Origin of the sequence: Clostridium sp. UBA6640 (genome assembly GCF_002455975.1) — a bacterium.
Taxonomy (GTDB): Bacteria; Bacillota; Clostridia; order Clostridiales; family Clostridiaceae; genus Clostridium_J.
On record NZ_DKLM01000128.1, the window covers coordinates 794 to 18,168 of the forward strand.

The window sequence follows — 17,375 nt, forward strand, 5'->3', positions numbered from 1 at the left end:
TTATGGAAATTAAAATCATGCATAAATTAAATTTTTATCGTGGAACTCTATATTTAGATTAGAGCAGGTGCACTTTTAAGTTTTTTATAAACGCTTTTAAATTTACTGTAGTGAGTTTCTGCACTACTTAAATGTTGTTTTGGTGTTATATATAGAGATTCGTAAAAATCGCTATCAGTTTTTTCATTTTTAGCATGGACTTTTTCCATGGATAACGCGTACTTAAAATTTTGAAGATAATTATAATATTCCTCCATAGAGGCATCTAATTCTTCATAAGATTTTAATCCACTATTAGGTACTGAAATATCTTTTAAGCTATCTTTTAAAGTTTTTAGAGAAGTAATTTGAACATCAATATCAGAAATAGCTAATTCATAAGTTAAAAGATTATTTCTAGCTTTTAAGGATAGAGGAGAAAAATCTATTTTTAATTTATCGTAATAACTACTAACGTTATCTATAGCATTTATAAATAGTGTATTTTGATCATCGTTAACTTCTTTTTCTTTAGTGGAATTGAAAGCTGATAAGCAATAATTAGTAATATTATCAATTGCAAAAAAACTTGATTTTAATATAGATATAGCATTTTCACTAAAGATAGAATAATAATTTGAAGCAATAGTATAATAAGTTTTTAAATTTTTAGCTGCTTTTTCTATATCATTTCCTGCTGGATTTTTTAACATAGCTTCCATTTGTATATACATAAGTATGTTATTTTCCACTCCATTTCTTAAGCTATCTAATTTTTCAGGATCATATTCTTGAATGTTGATATCATCCTTTATTTTATTTAACTCATTAATCATTTGAGGAATTATTTTTAAAGACTTATTTACATTGATACTATCTTTCACTATAAAGTCATTACATCTATTATTTATTGTATTGATTTCTTTCAAAGTACTATCAATGTAATTTACTTGTGAATTTACAGTTTTATCCTTAAAAAAATTATAGCTAAAGCAGAATAATGATATAGCTGCAACAACAATCATCAAATAGTTTAGAAATATTTGCTTTTTATCTTTGATTTCTATATTCATGAAATCATCCTCCTAATATTAAAAGTTTATTAATTTTTAAAAGTATGTTTAAGATTTAGATATCTAAAAAATAATTAGTTAAAACTTTTAGAATACTTCACATTTCACAAAAAGTTAGATTGCAAAATTATAGAATAATTAGTTTATGAACATTAGATATAACTGTATCTACTTAAGGATGGAGTTATTACTTTTTTATTATTGTTATATTAGGGATTAAGGGAAAATATTCATAAATTGTAAATTCATTATTTTACTAAATAAAAATAAACTTACAATGTATTATAAATAAAGTTATTAGTGTATAATTATAATTAGGAATTATAGTAAGAGGTGAGGCAACAATGGAGGGTTTAAATTTTATAATAAATAGCTTAAAAGGATTTGATAAGTTTGCACTTATAGATATTTTGGTGGTTTCTGTAATATTTTATAAAGGATACACACTTATAAAAGAAACAAGAGCTGTACAACTCTTAAAAGGCATATTACTTATACTTTTATTAATGCCTATAAGTGAGTTTTTCAATTTGACAATGATTAAGTGGATCTTAAGCAATACACTCACAATTGGATTAACTCTTGTTGCTATTATCTTTCAACCTGAATTGAGAAAAGCATTAGAACATATAGGAAGAACTTCTTTCATGGATAAGATAATTTATGAAGATGAAGAAATTATGAATAATGTTGTTAATGAAATTGTTGATGCTGTAGAAGAGTTAGCTAAAGAAAAAACAGGAGCACTAATTGTAATTGAACAAAAGACAGGACTTGGAGATATTATAAATACTGGTACTAAAATAGACGCAGTGGTTTCTTCTGCATTGCTTCAAAATATATTTGTTGTAAATACTCCTTTACATGATGGAGCTACAATTATTAGAAATGATAGAATTGTATCAGCAGGATGCTTTCTTCCACTTACTAATAATGATAAATTGAATAAGCAGTTAGGTACAAGACATAGAGCAGCTATAGGTGTTACTGAAATAACAGATTCACTTACAATTATAGTTTCTGAGGAAACAGGTGTTGTATCTTTAGCTGTAAATGGACGATTGCTAAGGCACTATGATAAAGATAAGTTAAAGAGTATTCTTGTTAAGATAATGAAGAGCAGACATAAAACGAAAGTAACATTTAAAGAGAGGGTTAGAGTATGGATAAAGAGAAAAGACAAGATATCTTAATTAAAATCTGCTGTATCATAGCCTCATTTGCATTATGGCTTTATATAAGAGGTACAGAAAATCCTATTACAAGTCATTCAATAAAAAATATATCAGTACAAGTCTTAAACGAAGAAGCTTTAGCTCAAAATAATTTAGTGTTACTACCTGGCCAAGATTTTAAAGTTAATTTAAATGTAAAAGGACCAGCATCAGCTGTTTACCTTATAGATAAAAATAAAGATTTTAAAATTGAAGCAGACTTAAGTAAATATGCTCTAAAGGCAGGACCTAATAAGGTACCGATAGAGATAACGAAGAGCCCAAATAGTGTAAATATAGTGAGTGAAAATTTATGGATAGATGTACAAATTGATACTTTAAAGGAAAAAGAAGTAGCAGTTATACCAGATATACAAGGAGATTTAACTTCAGGGGCATATAAAGAAGAGCATTTTATTTCTCCATCAGTTGTAAAGGTAAATGGACCATCTAAGTATGTAGATATGGTACAAAGCGTATTAGGGAAAATAGATGTTACTAATATGGACAGAGATATAGAAAAAGTTGCTGAATTAATACCAATTGATGGTAATGGGGATGTGGTAAATAATGTTACATTATCAACTTCCACTGCAACAATAAAAATCTCAATAAAAAAAGGTAAATCTGTACCAATACAAATTAATACTACTGGGCAAGCACCAGATGGAGTGACGATTGAAACTATGGACGTCAATCCAAAAAATGTTGAGATAATAGGTGTTAGCGACGTGGTAAATAATATAGCTAGTTTATCAACAGAACCTATAGATTTAAGTATTATAAATGCCGATACAACTTTAGATGTAAATTTACAAGTACCTGAGGGTGTTAGAATATCAAATGATATTATTACGGTAAAAGTTAAGTTTACTTTAGATTTAAAGAAAAAATCAGAAAAAACCTTTAATATAGGCATAAAACAACTTAATGTTCCAGAAAAATCAACGGTAACTCTAGATAAAGATGCCTTGGAATTAGTATTATCTGGTTATGATGAAGATTTATCTAAGGTGACTTCAGAAGCTATTACTGCAACTTTAGATTTGAAAGATTTAAATGAAGGAGATCATGATGTTCCAATAATTATCTCTGGTATTCCAGAAAATTTAACAAAAGTATCACAAAATATACAAACGGTAAAAGTAAATATTAAGAAACCTACGGAGGGAAATAACGATAATGTGGATTCGAGTGAATAACCTAATCCTAGATATAGAAGAGGATATTAATTTATTAAAAACAAAAGCAGCTAAAAAGTTAAAGATAAAAGAAAATCAAATAAAAGATTTTAGAATTTCTAAGGAATCTATAGATGCGCGTAAAAAGAATTCTATAAAATTTAATTACTGCGTTGAAATTACCTGTGACAATATGGAGAAAATTGTATTAAAGGCTAATAGTAGCGATGTTAAAATAGAAAAGAAAAAATATAATGCAGAAATTGAATTTGGAAATGAAAAAATGCATAGTAGACCAATTATAATAGGGATGGGACCAGCAGGACTTTTTGCTGGTCTTCTTATGGCTCAAAAGGGATATAAACCTATAATAGTTGAACGGGGCCAAGATGTAGATAGTAGAAGTAAGGCTGTGGACAATTTTTGGATTAAAGGAAAGTTAAATACAGAGTCTAATGTCCAATTTGGAGAAGGAGGAGCAGGTACTTTTTCTGATGGAAAACTAACGACAAGAATTAAAGATGATAGATGTGATTATGTTTTAGAGGAATTGGTTAAGGCAGGAGCACCAGAAGAGATATTATACATGGCAAAACCGCATATAGGAACAGACATATTAAAGTTAGTAGTTAAGAATATAAGAGAAACTATTATTAATTTGGGTGGAGATGTATTATTTAATTCTAAGCTAGAGGATTTAATTATAAAGAATAACAGAGTAGAAGAGGTAATTGTAAATGGACAAAAAATACCTTGTGAAGCATTAATATTAGCTATAGGCCATAGTGCAAGAGACACTTATGAAATGCTTTTTAAAAGAGGGGTATTTATGACACCAAAGCCTTTTGCTATAGGAGTTAGAATAGAACATCTTCAAAGTTTAATAAATGAAAATCAATATGGAAAGTATAAAGACCATCCTAGGCTAAAAGCTGCAGAGTATAAGTTAACTTATAATAGCAAAAACTTAAATCGATCTGTTTATAGCTTTTGTATGTGTCCCGGTGGTCAAGTAGTTGCTGCTGCTTCAGAGGAGAATACAGTAGTAGTTAATGGAATGAGTAATTATAAAAGAGATAGCGACAATGCTAATTCAGCTTTAGTAGTATCCGTTAATCCAGAGGATTTTGGAAATACTTCTCCAATAGCAGGTATAGAATTCCAAAGACATTATGAAGCTTTAGCTTATAAGGTAGCAGGGAAAAGTTATAATGCACCGCTACAATTAGTAGAAGATTTCTTGAAAGATAGAAGATCAACAAAATTAGGTAAGGTTAAACCAAGCTATACACCAGGTTATGAATTTAGTGAAATGAAGGATTGCTTGCCTAATTATGTCATAAAGGCTTTAAAAGAAGCACTACCAGTATTTGATAACAGAATAGCAGGATTTGGTAGTGGTGATGCAGTACTTACAGGTGTTGAAACTAGAACATCTGCACCAGTTAGAATAAATAGAAATGAAAGCAATACAAGTATCTCAACAGAAGGATTATATCCTGCTGGTGAAGGTGCAGGATATGCTGGAGGAATTATATCTGCTGCTGTAGATGGACTGAAAATTGCAGAAACAATAATGAAGAAATACAATGTACCGAATTGTTAGTCATTTTAAGTTGATATTTACATTGAAAATTTGATAAAATATAAGTGGGGATTTATAAAAATTGTAAAAGTATGACGAATTTTCGGCATAGAGGGGGATATTATGGCAAAGAAAAGTTATATGTTAGTAATTAATCCAGGATCTACATCTACAAAGCTAGCAATTTTTAATGATGAAAACTCTATAGTATCAACAAATTTAACTCATGATATAGAAGAAATTAAAAAATTTGATACTATATACGAACAAAAAGATATGAGAGTTAAAATGATTTTAGAATGGCTTAAAGAAAAAGGCATAGAATTAAATGAATTAGCTCTTGTAGTAGGAAGAGGTGGGCTTCTAAGATCCATGCCAGGTGGAACTTATGAAGTCACAGAAAGAATGCTTGAAGATTTAAAAATAGGAATACAAGGACAACATGCTGCAAATCTAGGTGGAATTATTGCCTATGAAATAGCTAAAAAAGTAGGCATACATTCTTACATTGTTGATCCAGTTGCAGTAGATGAAATTGAAGATGTAGCAAGAATATCAGGAATGCCTGAACTGCCAAGGAGATCTTTACTTCATGCACTAAATATGAAGGCAGTAGTTAGGAAAGTTTGTAAAGATAAGGAGTTAGATTTTTTTAATAGCTCTTTTGTAGTAGCACATCTTGGTGGAGGAATATCTATATCACCATTTAAAGATGGAAAGTTGATTGATTGCAATAATGCAAGCCATGAAGGCCCACTTTCTCCAGATAGGACAGGAACGCTTCCAGTAGGCGATTTAGTTGAACTTGCTTTTAGTGGAAAATATACGGAAAAAGAGCTAAGTAAAAAAGTAATGGGACAAGGTGGCTTAATAGCTTATCTTGGAACTAATGATGGAAGAGTTATAGACAAACTTATTGATGAGGGAGACAAAAAAGCAGAGCTTATTTTTAAGACTATGGCTTATCAAATTGCAAAAGAAATTGGATCTATGTCAATAGCACTAAAAGGTAAAATGGATGCGATAATAATAACAGGGGGATTAGCTCATAATAAAAGGTTAATGAACTGGATTTCTGAATATGTAGGATTTATTGCACCAATAGAATTGGTTCCTGGTGAAGATGAAATGTTAGCTTTAGCTCAAGGTGCTTTAAGGGTACTCAAAGAAGAGGAAATTGCAAAAATTTATGAGCAAGAAGTAAGCTTTTAATTCTTCATTTTGAAGCATAGTCACGCACTCTCGTGGGTTCAGTCATGAGTTAGTGGTGGCTAAATAAAGTAGGGTAGGAAGTATCCGAACTAACGCCCATAGACATAGTAGGTTACGAGGTGGATGATGTGGGAAAATCTAAGAGTAATCTTAGAAGCACGTGACTTTAGTTATGTGAGCTTCACTTAGGCATCTTGCAAAAAGTAATAAGTCAGTATGTTAGCCTATTTTGCATCATACTGCGTTGTTGGAACCAATCTATTATTACTATGAATGGAACCTGAGACCTTGTCTGATATAAAATAGACTAATATCTTTGGCTTATTATTTTNNCATCTTCAAAAAAATAATAGACTAGTATGCTAGCCTATTTTCTATCATACTGCGCTCACAGAACCTGCCCATAGCACCACTATGAGCAAAATCTGACGCCTTGTATGATATGAGGCATATTCAAAAAATAACTAGTCAGTATGTTAACTTATTTCGTATCACACTGCGTCGTCAGAACTTCATGATAGCTAAACTATCGTGAAAACCTGTCTTCTTGTCTGATACAAAATATATTCCGAATCTTTAAACTAGTTATTTTATTTCATATGCTTAAAATATACTAACATCTTTAATCTATTATTTTCTTCCAGATGTCTTATAAATTATCATTAGCTTAAAAAGCTATAACTAATGCATAGGGAGGATAAAAAATGATAAAGTCATTTGATGAAATTATTGGTAAAGTTAAATCTCAAGCTATAAAAACTGTAGCAGTTGCAGTGGCTCAAGATGAACCGGTATTAGAAGCTATAAGAGATGCTAAAAAAAGTGGCATTGCAAATGCTATACTAGTTGGTGACAAAGAAGAGATAATTAGTATTGGTAAAAAAATAGGAATGAATATGGATGACTTTCAGATTATTGACGAAAAAAATGTAAATGCTGCTGCATTAACAGCAGTTAAATTAGTATCAAGTGGTAAAGCTGATATGATGATGAAGGGATTAATAGATACAGCTACGTTTCTAAGAGCAGTATTAAACAAAGAAGTGGGACTGAGAACTGGAAAGCAAATGTCTCATATAGCAGTGTTCGAAATTCCAGGATATGATAGATTAATATTTTTAACTGATGCAGCCTTTAATATGTATCCAGAATTAAAAGAAAAGGTAGATATAGTTAACAATGCTATTATGGTTGCAAAAGCAGTAGGAGTTGAAATTCCAAAAGTAGCGCCAATTTGTGCTGTAGAAGTTGTAAACCCAGCAATGCAAGCAACACTAGATGCTGCTATGCTTTCAAAAATGAATGAAAGAGGTCAAATAAAGGGATGCATAATTGATGGCCCACTAGCACTTGATAATGCATTATCAGAAGAAGCAGCTCATCATAAGAAAATATCTGGGCCAGTTGCTGGAAAAGCAGATATATTACTTATGGCGAACATAGAGGCTGGCAATGCAATCTACAAATGCTTAACATATACAACAAAATCTAAAAGCGGTGGATTACTTGCTGGAGCAGCAGCACCTGTTATAGTTACATCTAGAGCAGATTCACCAGAATCTAAGATGAATTCTATAGCACTAGCTGCATTAGTTGCAGAAAGTAGATAGTTTAGGAGGATGAATTTATGGCATTTAAGTTACTTATTATCAATCCAGGTTCCACTTCAACGAAGATTGGTGTGTACGAAGACACAAATCCTATATTAGTTGAAACATTAAGACATAGCTCTGAAGAAATTGGAAGATTTCAAGCTATATATGACCAATTCAATTTTAGAAAAGAAGTTATATTAAATGTATTAAAGCAAAAGAATTTTGATGTTAATACATTAGACGCAATTGTTGGAAGAGGCGGATTACTTAAGTCAATTGAAGGTGGCACATATGATATAAATGAAACTATGTTAGAAGACTTAAAAGCAGGAATACAAGGACAGCACGCATCTAATTTAGGTGGAATAATAGCTAATGAAATAGCTAAAGAGTTAAATATCCCAGCCTACATAGTTGATCCAGTGGTTGTAGATGAAATGACTGATATAGCTAGAATTTCTGGTATGCCAGAATTAGAGAGAAAAAGTATATTCCATGCACTAAATCAAAAAGCTGTTGCTAAAAGATATGCTAAAGAAAAAAATATTAAATATGATGAATTAAATTTAATAGTAGCCCATATGGGGGGCGGAATTTCTGTTGGAGCGCATGAAAAGGGTAAAGTTGTTGATGTTAACAATGCATTAGATGGAGAAGGACCATTTTCACCAGAAAGAAGTGGTGGATTACCAGTTGGAGACTTAGTAAGTATGTGTTTCAGTGGAAAATACGCCAAAGAAGAAATTAAAAAGAAAATTACTGGGCAAGGTGGATTTGTAGCATATTTAAATACAAATGATGCTAAAGAAGTTGATGATAAAGCTTCAGCAGGAGATGAAAAATATAAATTAATATTCGAAGCAATGGGATATCAAGTGGCAAAAGAAATAGGTAAGTGTGCAGCAGTTCTAAGAGGAAAAGTTGATGCTATAATATTAACAGGAGGAATTGCATATTCTAAATCAATGGTAAACTATATTAAAGAAAGAGTTGAATTTATCTCTGAAGTAGTAATTTACCCAGGAGAAGATGAATTATTAGCACTTGCTGAAGGTGGATTAAGAGTTTTAAAAGCAGAAGAACAAGCTAAAGAATATAAATAAAAAGGTGATAATATGAGTAGAATTAGGGTTTTTACAGGGCATTTTGGAAGTGGAAAAACAGAAATAGCAATAAACTACGCCATAAATCTAGCAAAAGAAGGAAAAAAGGTTGCAATAGTCGATTTAGATATTGTAAATCCATATTTCTGTGTTAGAGATTTAAAAACTGAATTAGAAAAATATAATATAAGGGTTATATCTTCTAACCCAGATTTCGTAAATGCAGAGCTTATGGTGGTACCAGCAGAAGTGCTTTCTGTATTTAATGATAAAAGCTATGATGTGGTATTTGATGTAGGAGGAGACGACTCAGGGGCAATAGGATTAGGCCAATATAACAGATATTTTAGAGAAGAACCTTATGATATGTATTTTGTTATAAATGGAAATAGGCCATTTACATCAAATAATATAGATACTAAAGAATATATAGAAATGATACAAAGGGCTTCAAGACTTAAAGTATCACACTTAATATCAAATACTAATTTATCTTATGAGACTACTAAAGAGCACATAATTAAAGGTGATAAGGAAGTTTCAAAATTAAGTAAAGATCTTAATATACCTCATGCATTTACAGTTTGTACAAAAAATATAGTGGATGAAGTAAAAGATGAGATCAGTGGAAAATTATTCCCGATAGACATTTTTATGTTACCACCATGGCGTAAATTTGAATAGTCAGAATTTTAACAATCAATAAAATTGACAGGAAATTCAGACGGCGTTAGAATGTAGTTAACAAGCTTAAAATTATTTATCTGATATGTCGAATTGTTAAAATATAGGATTTGGCATTATAAGGAGGTAGAAGTTATGGCAAGAGTTATATTTAGAGAAGAAAGATGTAAAGGATGTGGTAACTGTATAGCATCATGTCCTAAGAAAATAATAAGCTTCTCTGAAAAGCTAAACGTAAAAGGATACCATCCAGCTACAATCGCTAAAGATAAAGAAGACGAATGTATTGGATGTGCGTCATGCGGAAGAATGTGTCCAGATCTTGTAATTACAGTTGAAAAGTAAATAGGAGGTTAGATTCATGGCAGAGAAAGTATTAATGAAGGGAAATGAAGCTATCGGTGAAGCAGCTATTAAAGCTGGATGTCAATGCTTCTTTGGATATCCTATAACACCACAAACAGAAATATCAGCATATCTTTCAAGAAGAATGCCTAAAATAGGAAGAGTATTCTTACAGGCAGAGAGTGAAATTGCAGCTATAAACATGGTTTATGGATCAGCAGGAACAGGAACAAGATGTATGACATCTTCAAGTTCACCAGGAATAAGCTTAAAGGCTGAAGGAATATCATATATAGCAGGGGCTGAACTTCCTTGCGTAATCGTTAACATTGTAAGAGGAGGCCCAGGACTTGGTGGTATTCAACCAGCGCAATCGGATTATTTCCAAGCAACCAAAGGCGGAGCTCATGGTGACTTCAATATGCCAGTATATGCTCCAGCTTCAATACAAGAAATGGTTGATATAATTCAAGATGCTTTTGATGTTGCTGAAATATACAGAACTCCTGTAATGATAATGGGAGACGGTATGATGGGTCAAATGATGGAACCTGTTGAATTTAAAGAAAGAGAATCTAGAGAACTTCCAGTCAAAACTTGGGCTGCTGAAGGATTAAGAGGAAGAAAAACTCATAACGTAATAAATTCTCTTTACTTAAAACCAGAAGGTTTAGAAGATCATAATAAAAAATTACAAGCCAAATTTAAAGCTATAAAAGAAAATGAAGTCAAATATGAATTATTTAATTGCGATAGAGAAAATGAATTAGTGTTAGTTGCTTATGGAACAACTTCAAGAATTTGCAAAAATGTTGTTAAAATGGCAGAAAAAGAAGGTATTAAGTTAGGTTTAATAAGACCAATAACTTTATGGCCATTCCCAGTAGAAGCTTTTGAGAAAACTGTAAATAATACAAAAGGATATTTATCAGTTGAACTTAGCTGTGGACAAATGGTTGAAGATGTAAGATTAGCAGTTGAAGGAAGAAAACCAGTAAGCTTCTTCGGAAGAAGTGGTGGAATGGTTCCAAACCCAGATGAAATTTTAGATAAAGTAAGAGAAATAGTAGGAGGTGCTAAGTAATGGCTATAGTATTTGAACCAACAAAAGCATTATTAGATGTTCCTACACATTATTGTCCAGGATGTACACATGGAGTTATCCATAGATTGGTAGGAGAAGTTTTAGAAGAATTAAATGTTTTAGATAAAACAATAGGAGTTGCTCCAGTTGGATGTTCAGTTTTAGCATATGATTATTTTGCATGTGATATGTTTGAAGCAGCACATGGAAGAGCACCAGCAGTTGCAACAGGAATAAAAAGATCAAAACCAGATTCAGTAGTATTCACATATCAAGGAGATGGAGACCTTGCTGCAATAGGAACAGCAGAGATAGTTCACGCTGCAACAAGAGGAGAAAATATAGTTACTATATTCGTTAATAACTGTATATATGGTATGACAGGAGGACAAATGGCTCCAACTACATTACCAGGACAAGTAACCGAAACTTCTCCATATGGAAGAGATGTAAAAACTCAAGGACATCCAATAAGAGTTTCAGAAATGATAGCTACTTTAGAGGGTGCTTGTTATGTTGAAAGAGTGTCTGTAGATAGTGTTCCAAATGTACTTAAAACTAAAAAAGCTATAAAAAAAGCTTTTGAGAATGCTATAGCAGGAAAAGGATTCTCATTAGTTGAAGTATTATCAATATGCCCAACTAACTGGGGATTATCTCCGAAAGAGTCAATGGAATGGTTAAGAAGCAACATGATGCCATTCTACACTTTAGGAGTTAAAAAAGACGCAACTGCGGAGGTGAAGTAATTATGGCATCACAAGAAATTATATTTGCTGGATTTGGAGGACAAGGTATTCTTTCAATGGGTAAATTCTTAGCTTATGCAGGAATGGACGCTAATAAAAACGTTTCTTGGTTACCATCTTATGGTCCAGAGATGAGGGGAGGTACAGCTAACTGTTCTGTAATAGTTACTGATGATCAAGTTGGATCTCCTATAGTTACTAAGCCAACTTCAGTTGTAGTAATGAATAGACCATCATTAGATAAGTTTGAAAAAACATTAGTTAAAGGTGGATTACTAATAATAGATAGTAACTTAGTAGATAGAGATATTGAAAGAACTGACATTGAAGTTATAAAAATTCCAGCACAAGATGAGGCTGCTAAAGTAGGAAGTGGTCAAATAGCTAACATGGTGCTTTTAGGAGCATTAGTGGCTAAAACTCAAATAGTTTCTATGGATGAATTATTAGAGGCTTTAAAAGCACATGGAAAAGAAAAATTCTTTGAAATTAATAAAAAAGCGTTAGAAATAGGAGCTTCATACACTAAATAATAAAAGGAGCTAAGGATTTAGAAGAAAGAGCTAAAATATTCGCTGAAGCTAAGAAGATATTGCTTTATGAAGATACAGCAATTAGCCTGGGAGTATGGAGATTTTTAAATACCTATATACGTAATTTTATTAAAAAATATAATTCACTAATTTTTGGGGTACCAGATTATAAATGCGTTTATACTGGTGAAGAGAATAATTTATATAATATGCAAAATATAAAAAAATGGGGGACTTAAAATGGGGAAACAATATCGTGGAAAAGGGCTATGGAAATTACCAGCTAGAGGTAGGGGTACTTGTCCGATATGCAAAGCTGAAAGGATAAAAGTTTTATATGATATAACTTTAGAAGACGGAAGTAAGATAAAAGTTTGCAAAAGATGTCAACACAAAAAAGTTGATGCATTGTCAACAGTTAGTTGATAATAGGGAATTATCATTAAAACTGAGAGTTTAAATGGGGCTATTGCATTAGCAGTTAAAAACTGCTGATGCATAGCTCTTTTTTATTCTATAGGAAATTATAAAAAGTCAAATATGTGGATAACCTTAGATAATGGACAATTGACAATTGAGGTTGAAATTATTTTTAGAGAAAAAATTCCTTTAAATTTATCTTTAACTAGCAATATAATTGCTAGTTTTTTAAAGAAAGTTACCCTGTAACTTCAAAAAAGAATCAATTTAGAATTTCTCAGTGGCAACTGAGAAATATCCATAATTGTGAACTTTGCATTGTGAATTAGAAAAAGGAGCTGGGCACTAATTACTTAGTGCGACAGCTCCTTTTATTAAGATATAAAATATATTACAAGATTTTAAATATTTTTAGCGTCTTTATCTTCATGTGCTTTAATATAGCCGTTATAGCTACAATTTGGGCATTGGGTTTTATAATTGTTATAAATAAGAGATGTTTTATTTGTCTTAGAATTAAAAATAAAGCCACATTCTGGACAAATAAAATAGTATTTCTTAATTATATTTTTAAAGATAAAAGTAATAATTAGTGTCAAAGATATTGCTATAATTATAGGCAATATACTAATAATAGAAGAATACATTCTTCAATAATCCCCCTTTATGATTAAACCAATAATAAATTATATATTACTGAAAATAATAACTTTAAGCAAGAATATTTCACAACTAGGAATTTCAAATATAATCATTATAGTAGATTAGTAGCTTAAAGCTAACTAGAAATTACCTTATATTATATAGCCCTCTATTATTTCAAATAGATATGCAGAATTGTGAAATATTAATGAAAAAGTTATGATTTCGTTGTAATTATATTATATTAAAATAAATGATAATTTACATCCTATTTAAAAAAATTTAAATATAATATTGTGTAATGAAACAATGTTATGTTACAATGAATATATAAAATTTAAATGAAACTTTATATAGAGTTATTGTAGAAGAATTTATATTTGAAGAGAGGTAATGTTTATGTCTTTTGATAAAAATCAATTGAGAGAATTAAAAATTTCAGGAAGTGGAACTTCATCAGGTGGCAAATTTGACGATGTGAGCATAAGTGGAAGTGGAAAGATATATGGTGATACAGAGTGCAATGACTTTAAAATAAGTGGAAGCGGTAAGTTAATTGGAAATTTAAATACATCAGAATTTAAGATAAGTGGCAGCGGTGGAGTAGAAGGTAATTTAAAATGTAAATCAGGAAAGATTAGTGGTTCAGCAAAAATATTAGGAGCCGTTGATTCAGAAGACTTTAAAATAAGCGGCTGCGGAAGGATTGAAGGGGATTTTAAAGGAAAAGATATTAATATTTCTGGATCAGCAAAGGTTCTAGGAAGCATTTATGGAGAAGATATTAAAATTTCTGGTGGTATTGATATTGAAAAGAATATAGAAACTGATAATTTTCAGATGACTGGTAATTTTAGGTCAAAAGGCATGTTGAATGCTGAGAATGTCAACATATATTTAGGTGGAAATTCTAATGTAGAAGAGATAGGTGCTACTAATATTGAGATTTTAAAGAGTCCCAGGAAAAACGGTATAGTATCATTAATAGCTAAAGTTATTGGAAATAATTTTGGCACGCTGACAACTAAGGTCATTGAGGCAGACGAAATCTATCTTGAAAATACTAATGCGGAAGTTGTTAGAGGGAAAAATATTATAATAGGTGATGGCTGTAATATAAAACTAGTAGAATATAAAAATGAACTTAAGATAACAGGTGATAGTATAGTTAGGGAAGAAAGACATATATAAGTTGGAACTAAAGAAAAATAGGAGGTGATAGCATGGAGGAATTAATCTCTAAAAAAGAGCTTTTAGAAATAACCAATATTTCATATGGCCAACTATATAGATGGAAAAGAAAGAAGTTAATTCCAGAGGAATGGTTTATAAAGAAGTCTAGTTTTACAGGACAGGAAACCTATTTTCCGAAGGAAAAAATATTAGATAGAGTAGAAAAAATTTTATCTTTTAAAGGAGATATGCAGCTAGACGATTTAGCAGAAATGTTTTCACCTAAAGTTCAAGTTGATAAAAAGAGTAAAGAAGAACTTCTAAAACTAAATATTATAGATAACTCTACTCTAGAAATTTATAGTAAGGTATATGGCGAAAAGGAAATATATGATTTTCATCATATACTCTCAATGTATATTTTAGATAATATTTTACCTAAGGGAGAAATAATTTTAGATGAAGCTAAATCTATAATAGCTATTATAAATAATAATTATATGGAATTTCAAAGTAATAATTATAAAATATTCTTAATGAGAAAATTAGGAGTTTCTTTCTGTATAGCTACTGTTGAAAATAACAACGTAATATTAGATGAAAACGTAAAAGTTGTACTAAAATTAGAACTATCTAATTATATAGAAGAGCTAAAATTAAAGTTAATGTAATTTAAAATAATTCTATTTTCTAGAATTACTATAATCATCTTATCATATACTTTATGAGTAGTACTAATTTAGGGGGGGAGTCGATGAGGGATGAATTAACTAATATATTAACTTCTCTTAAGGAAAATAATATATCTGTTGATAATGCCAAGATGCTAATTGAACGATTATATACTCCTTATAAAGGAAAAAATATGAATATTATAGTATTGCAAAGTGGAAAAGAGTCTGTTAAGCTCAATTTGCCTATAAAATTTGTACTTTCTGTAATTAAAACCTTTGGTGTAATACCAAATTTAGGAATAAAACAATTAGATTCAGTTGATTTAAAAAAACTTTCAAAACTTGTACCAGTAGCAGTACAGGAGAAGATTACAGGTGAAATTTTAGAGCTAGAAACAGATGATCATAATATAATTAAGATTTCTATAGTGTAAACCTTAGTCAGGGGAGAATTGAGGATGGAAGATTGACAATTGTGATTGAAATGCGAACTTTTTTAATATATAAATTAAATTTGAATTAGTATAACTATAGGTACATTTAGAAGCATGGTATAAGGCCATGCTTTTTTTTACTTAAGATCATTGTCGCAATTTCCAATTTCTTCTCATATTGTAGAGGTAAGGGTTTTATATTATAATAACAATGTATATTAATTAATGATTTATGAAAGAAACTATATTTATATAAAATTTGATTTTAGACGTCTGAGATAAAATAATTAGTAAAGATGTCTTGTACGAAATTAGAGAAAAACTAATTAGAAAAGAGGTAAAAATATGAGTAGAATATTTGGTACTGATGGTGTTAGAGGCATTGCTAATAGTGAATTAACAGTAGAATTTGCATATAATTTGGGACGAGCAGGAGCTTATGTGCTAACTGAAACAGCACATAAGCCTAAAATATTGGTTGGAATGGATACTAGAATATCAGGAGATATGCTTGAAGCAGCATTAGTTGCTGGAATTTTATCTGTTGGTGCGGAAGCAGTTTGTTTAGGTGTTGTTCCAACTCCAGCTGTTGCTTATTTAATTAAGAAATATAATGCTGATGCAGGAGTAGTTATATCTGCTTCTCATAATCCTGTGGAGTATAATGGTATAAAATTCTTTAATAAAGAAGGATTTAAATTAAGTGATGAATTAGAAGATAAAATACAAGCTACTATAGAAAATAACTTCCAAGGAGTACCTGTTCCTGTAGGAAAAGACTTAGGAAAAAAATCTATAGTTGACACAGCTATTGAGGACTATGTTGATTTTACAATTTCAACAGTTGAAGGAAATCTAGAAGGATTAAAAATAGCAATAGATTGTGCTAATGGTGCTTCATATAAGACTTCAGAATTAGCACTTAAAAAGCTAGGAGCAGAGGTTTTAACTATAAATAATACTCCAGATGGATGTAACATAAATTTAAACTCTGGTTCAACTCATCCTGAAGGATTAATGAAATTTGTTGTTGATAATAAATGTAACTTAGGACTAGCCTTTGATGGTGATGCTGATAGATGTTTAGCAATTGATGAAAAAGGAAACCTTGTTAATGGAGATTTTATGATGGTAATTGCTGCAAAGCATTTAAAGCAGCAAGGAAAGTTAAATAAGGACACAGTAGTTGTAACTGTTATGAGTAATTTAGGATTAGATATAGCATTAAAAGAAGAAAATATAAAAACTATCAAAACTAAGGTTGGAGATAGATATGTTTTAGAAGAAATGAAAAAGAGCGGATATAGTATAGGTGGAGAACAATCAGGGCACGTTATATTCTTAGATTATAATACAACAGGGGATGGACTAGTGTCAGGATTACAACTTGCTGAAACAGTTAAAGTAAGTGGAAAGACTTTAAGTGAACTTGCTTCAGTTATGACAGAACTTCCACAGATATTAGTTAATGCTAAAGTTCCTAATGATATGAAGAATATTCATAATGAAGATAAGGAAATAATGGATGAAATAGCTAAAATGGAAGCAAGACTTCAAGGGTGTGGAAGAGTATTAATAAGACCTTCAGGAACAGAACCACTAGTAAGAGTAATGCTTGAAGGAAAAGTTCAAAGTGAATTAGATGAAATGGCACATTCATTAGCTAAGTTAATAGAAAAAAAAGCAAATAAATAA

At 30.7% G+C, this 17,375-nt stretch carries 17 protein-coding genes; 16 read left to right on the forward strand and 1 reads right to left on the reverse strand.

The features are described 5' to 3' along the window. Window positions 1-53 precede the first annotated feature (53 nt). On the reverse strand, window positions 54-1,052 hold the full coding sequence (locus tag B2W91_RS13645; RefSeq protein ID WP_291581843.1) for a hypothetical protein: 999 nt from the start codon (window positions 1,050-1,052) through the stop codon (window positions 54-56). Between the two features lie 344 nt (window positions 1,053-1,396). On the opposite strand from B2W91_RS13645, the gene cdaA reads away from it, so the two are divergent. From cdaA to glmM, 16 genes are all read left to right on the forward strand, one after another. After that, a complete protein-coding gene (gene cdaA / locus B2W91_RS13650) occupies window positions 1,397-2,245 on the forward strand; it encodes a diadenylate cyclase CdaA (RefSeq protein ID WP_291581845.1) in 849 nt (282 codons plus the stop codon). Continuing rightward, window positions 2,215-3,468 (forward strand): CdaR family protein, encoded by a 1,254-nt coding sequence (locus B2W91_RS13655; protein WP_291581847.1) that lies wholly within the window; start codon window positions 2,215-2,217, stop codon window positions 3,466-3,468. The genes cdaA and B2W91_RS13655 overlap by 31 nt, the downstream gene beginning before the upstream one ends. Beyond that, the gene (locus B2W91_RS13660; protein ID WP_291581850.1) at window positions 3,449-5,053 is read left to right on the forward strand and encodes an NAD(P)/FAD-dependent oxidoreductase; all 1,605 of its coding nucleotides are present in this window, start codon (window positions 3,449-3,451) and stop codon (window positions 5,051-5,053) included. The genes B2W91_RS13655 and B2W91_RS13660 overlap by 20 nt, the downstream gene beginning before the upstream one ends. 102 nt (window positions 5,054-5,155) lie before the next feature. Beyond that, window positions 5,156-6,244 carry a butyrate kinase gene (buk, locus tag B2W91_RS13665; RefSeq protein WP_291581854.1) on the forward strand — a complete coding sequence of 363 codons (1,089 nt, stop codon included), beginning with the start codon at window positions 5,156-5,158 and terminating at the stop codon, window positions 6,242-6,244. 704 nt (window positions 6,245-6,948) lie between these two features. Then, the gene (ptb, locus tag B2W91_RS13670) at window positions 6,949-7,854 is read left to right on the forward strand and encodes a phosphate butyryltransferase (RefSeq protein ID WP_291581856.1); all 906 of its coding nucleotides are present in this window, start codon (window positions 6,949-6,951) and stop codon (window positions 7,852-7,854) included. Window positions 7,855-7,871: 17 nt separating this feature from the next. Beyond that, window positions 7,872-8,942, forward strand: coding sequence for a butyrate kinase (gene buk, locus B2W91_RS13675; protein ID WP_291581859.1), 1,071 nt, complete (start codon window positions 7,872-7,874; stop codon window positions 8,940-8,942). A 12-nt stretch (window positions 8,943-8,954) separates the two neighbouring features. Further along, window positions 8,955-9,626 (forward strand): ATP-binding protein, encoded by a 672-nt coding sequence (locus B2W91_RS13680; protein WP_291581862.1) that lies wholly within the window; start codon window positions 8,955-8,957, stop codon window positions 9,624-9,626. Between the two features lie 135 nt (window positions 9,627-9,761). Beyond that, on the forward strand, window positions 9,762-9,971 hold the full coding sequence (locus B2W91_RS13685; RefSeq protein WP_291581865.1) for a 4Fe-4S dicluster domain-containing protein: 210 nt from the start codon (window positions 9,762-9,764) through the stop codon (window positions 9,969-9,971). A gap of 16 nt (window positions 9,972-9,987) precedes the next feature. Continuing rightward, complete coding sequence (locus B2W91_RS13690; protein WP_291581868.1) at window positions 9,988-11,055, forward strand: 3-methyl-2-oxobutanoate dehydrogenase subunit VorB; 1,068 nt, start codon at window positions 9,988-9,990, stop codon at window positions 11,053-11,055. Beyond that, entirely contained in the window at window positions 11,055-11,804 is a 750-nt protein-coding gene (locus B2W91_RS13695; RefSeq protein ID WP_291581871.1) for a thiamine pyrophosphate-dependent enzyme, read from the forward strand. The genes B2W91_RS13690 and B2W91_RS13695 overlap by 1 nt, the downstream gene beginning before the upstream one ends. Window positions 11,805-11,806: 2 nt before the next feature. Continuing rightward, window positions 11,807-12,337: a 2-oxoacid:acceptor oxidoreductase family protein gene (locus B2W91_RS13700; protein ID WP_291581873.1), complete on the forward strand. Its 531-nt coding sequence runs from the start codon at window positions 11,807-11,809 to the stop codon at window positions 12,335-12,337. A 240-nt stretch (window positions 12,338-12,577) separates the two neighbouring features. Next, complete coding sequence (locus B2W91_RS13705) at window positions 12,578-12,763, forward strand: hypothetical protein (protein WP_291581876.1); 186 nt, start codon at window positions 12,578-12,580, stop codon at window positions 12,761-12,763. A gap of 1,035 nt (window positions 12,764-13,798) precedes the next feature. After that, on the forward strand, window positions 13,799-14,590 hold the full coding sequence (locus B2W91_RS13710) for a polymer-forming cytoskeletal protein (RefSeq protein WP_291581878.1): 792 nt from the start codon (window positions 13,799-13,801) through the stop codon (window positions 14,588-14,590). Between the two features lie 32 nt (window positions 14,591-14,622). Then, window positions 14,623-15,243: a YhbD family protein gene (locus B2W91_RS13715; protein WP_291581880.1), complete on the forward strand. Its 621-nt coding sequence runs from the start codon at window positions 14,623-14,625 to the stop codon at window positions 15,241-15,243. 83 nt (window positions 15,244-15,326) lie between these two features. Beyond that, a complete protein-coding gene (locus B2W91_RS13720) occupies window positions 15,327-15,680 on the forward strand; it encodes a hypothetical protein (protein WP_291581883.1) in 354 nt (117 codons plus the stop codon). Window positions 15,681-16,025: 345 nt separating this feature from the next. Beyond that, entirely contained in the window at window positions 16,026-17,375 is a 1,350-nt protein-coding gene (glmM, locus tag B2W91_RS13725; RefSeq protein ID WP_291581886.1) for a phosphoglucosamine mutase, read from the forward strand.

Bases quoted from the DNA above. Each gene is read 5' to 3' on its own strand.
- B2W91_RS13690 (WP_291581868.1), top strand. From the start codon at position 9,988: ATGGCAGAGAAAGTATTAATGAAGGGAAATGAAGCTATCGGTGAAGCA.
- B2W91_RS13705 (WP_291581876.1), top strand. From the start codon at position 12,578: ATGGGGAAACAATATCGTGGAAAAGGGCTATGGAAATTACCAGCTAGA.
- B2W91_RS13660 (WP_291581850.1), top strand. From the start codon at position 3,449: ATGTGGATTCGAGTGAATAACCTAATCCTAGATATAGAAGAGGATATT.
- B2W91_RS13685 (WP_291581865.1), top strand. From the start codon at position 9,762: ATGGCAAGAGTTATATTTAGAGAAGAAAGATGTAAAGGATGTGGTAAC.
- buk (WP_291581859.1), top strand. From the start codon at position 7,872: ATGGCATTTAAGTTACTTATTATCAATCCAGGTTCCACTTCAACGAAG.
- ptb (WP_291581856.1), top strand. From the start codon at position 6,949: ATGATAAAGTCATTTGATGAAATTATTGGTAAAGTTAAATCTCAAGCT.
- B2W91_RS13680 (WP_291581862.1), top strand. From the start codon at position 8,955: ATGAGTAGAATTAGGGTTTTTACAGGGCATTTTGGAAGTGGAAAAACA.
- B2W91_RS13695 (WP_291581871.1), top strand. From the start codon at position 11,055: ATGGCTATAGTATTTGAACCAACAAAAGCATTATTAGATGTTCCTACA.
- B2W91_RS13655 (WP_291581847.1), top strand. From the start codon at position 2,215: ATGGATAAAGAGAAAAGACAAGATATCTTAATTAAAATCTGCTGTATC.
- buk (WP_291581854.1), top strand. From the start codon at position 5,156: ATGGCAAAGAAAAGTTATATGTTAGTAATTAATCCAGGATCTACATCT.
- B2W91_RS13700 (WP_291581873.1), top strand. From the start codon at position 11,807: ATGGCATCACAAGAAATTATATTTGCTGGATTTGGAGGACAAGGTATT.
- glmM (WP_291581886.1), top strand. From the start codon at position 16,026: ATGAGTAGAATATTTGGTACTGATGGTGTTAGAGGCATTGCTAATAGT.
- B2W91_RS13715 (WP_291581880.1), top strand. From the start codon at position 14,623: ATGGAGGAATTAATCTCTAAAAAAGAGCTTTTAGAAATAACCAATATT.
- B2W91_RS13645 (WP_291581843.1), bottom strand. From the start codon at position 1,052: ATGAATATAGAAATCAAAGATAAAAAGCAAATATTTCTAAACTATTTG.
- cdaA (WP_291581845.1), top strand. From the start codon at position 1,397: ATGGAGGGTTTAAATTTTATAATAAATAGCTTAAAAGGATTTGATAAG.
- B2W91_RS13710 (WP_291581878.1), top strand. From the start codon at position 13,799: ATGTCTTTTGATAAAAATCAATTGAGAGAATTAAAAATTTCAGGAAGT.
- B2W91_RS13720 (WP_291581883.1), top strand. From the start codon at position 15,327: ATGAGGGATGAATTAACTAATATATTAACTTCTCTTAAGGAAAATAAT.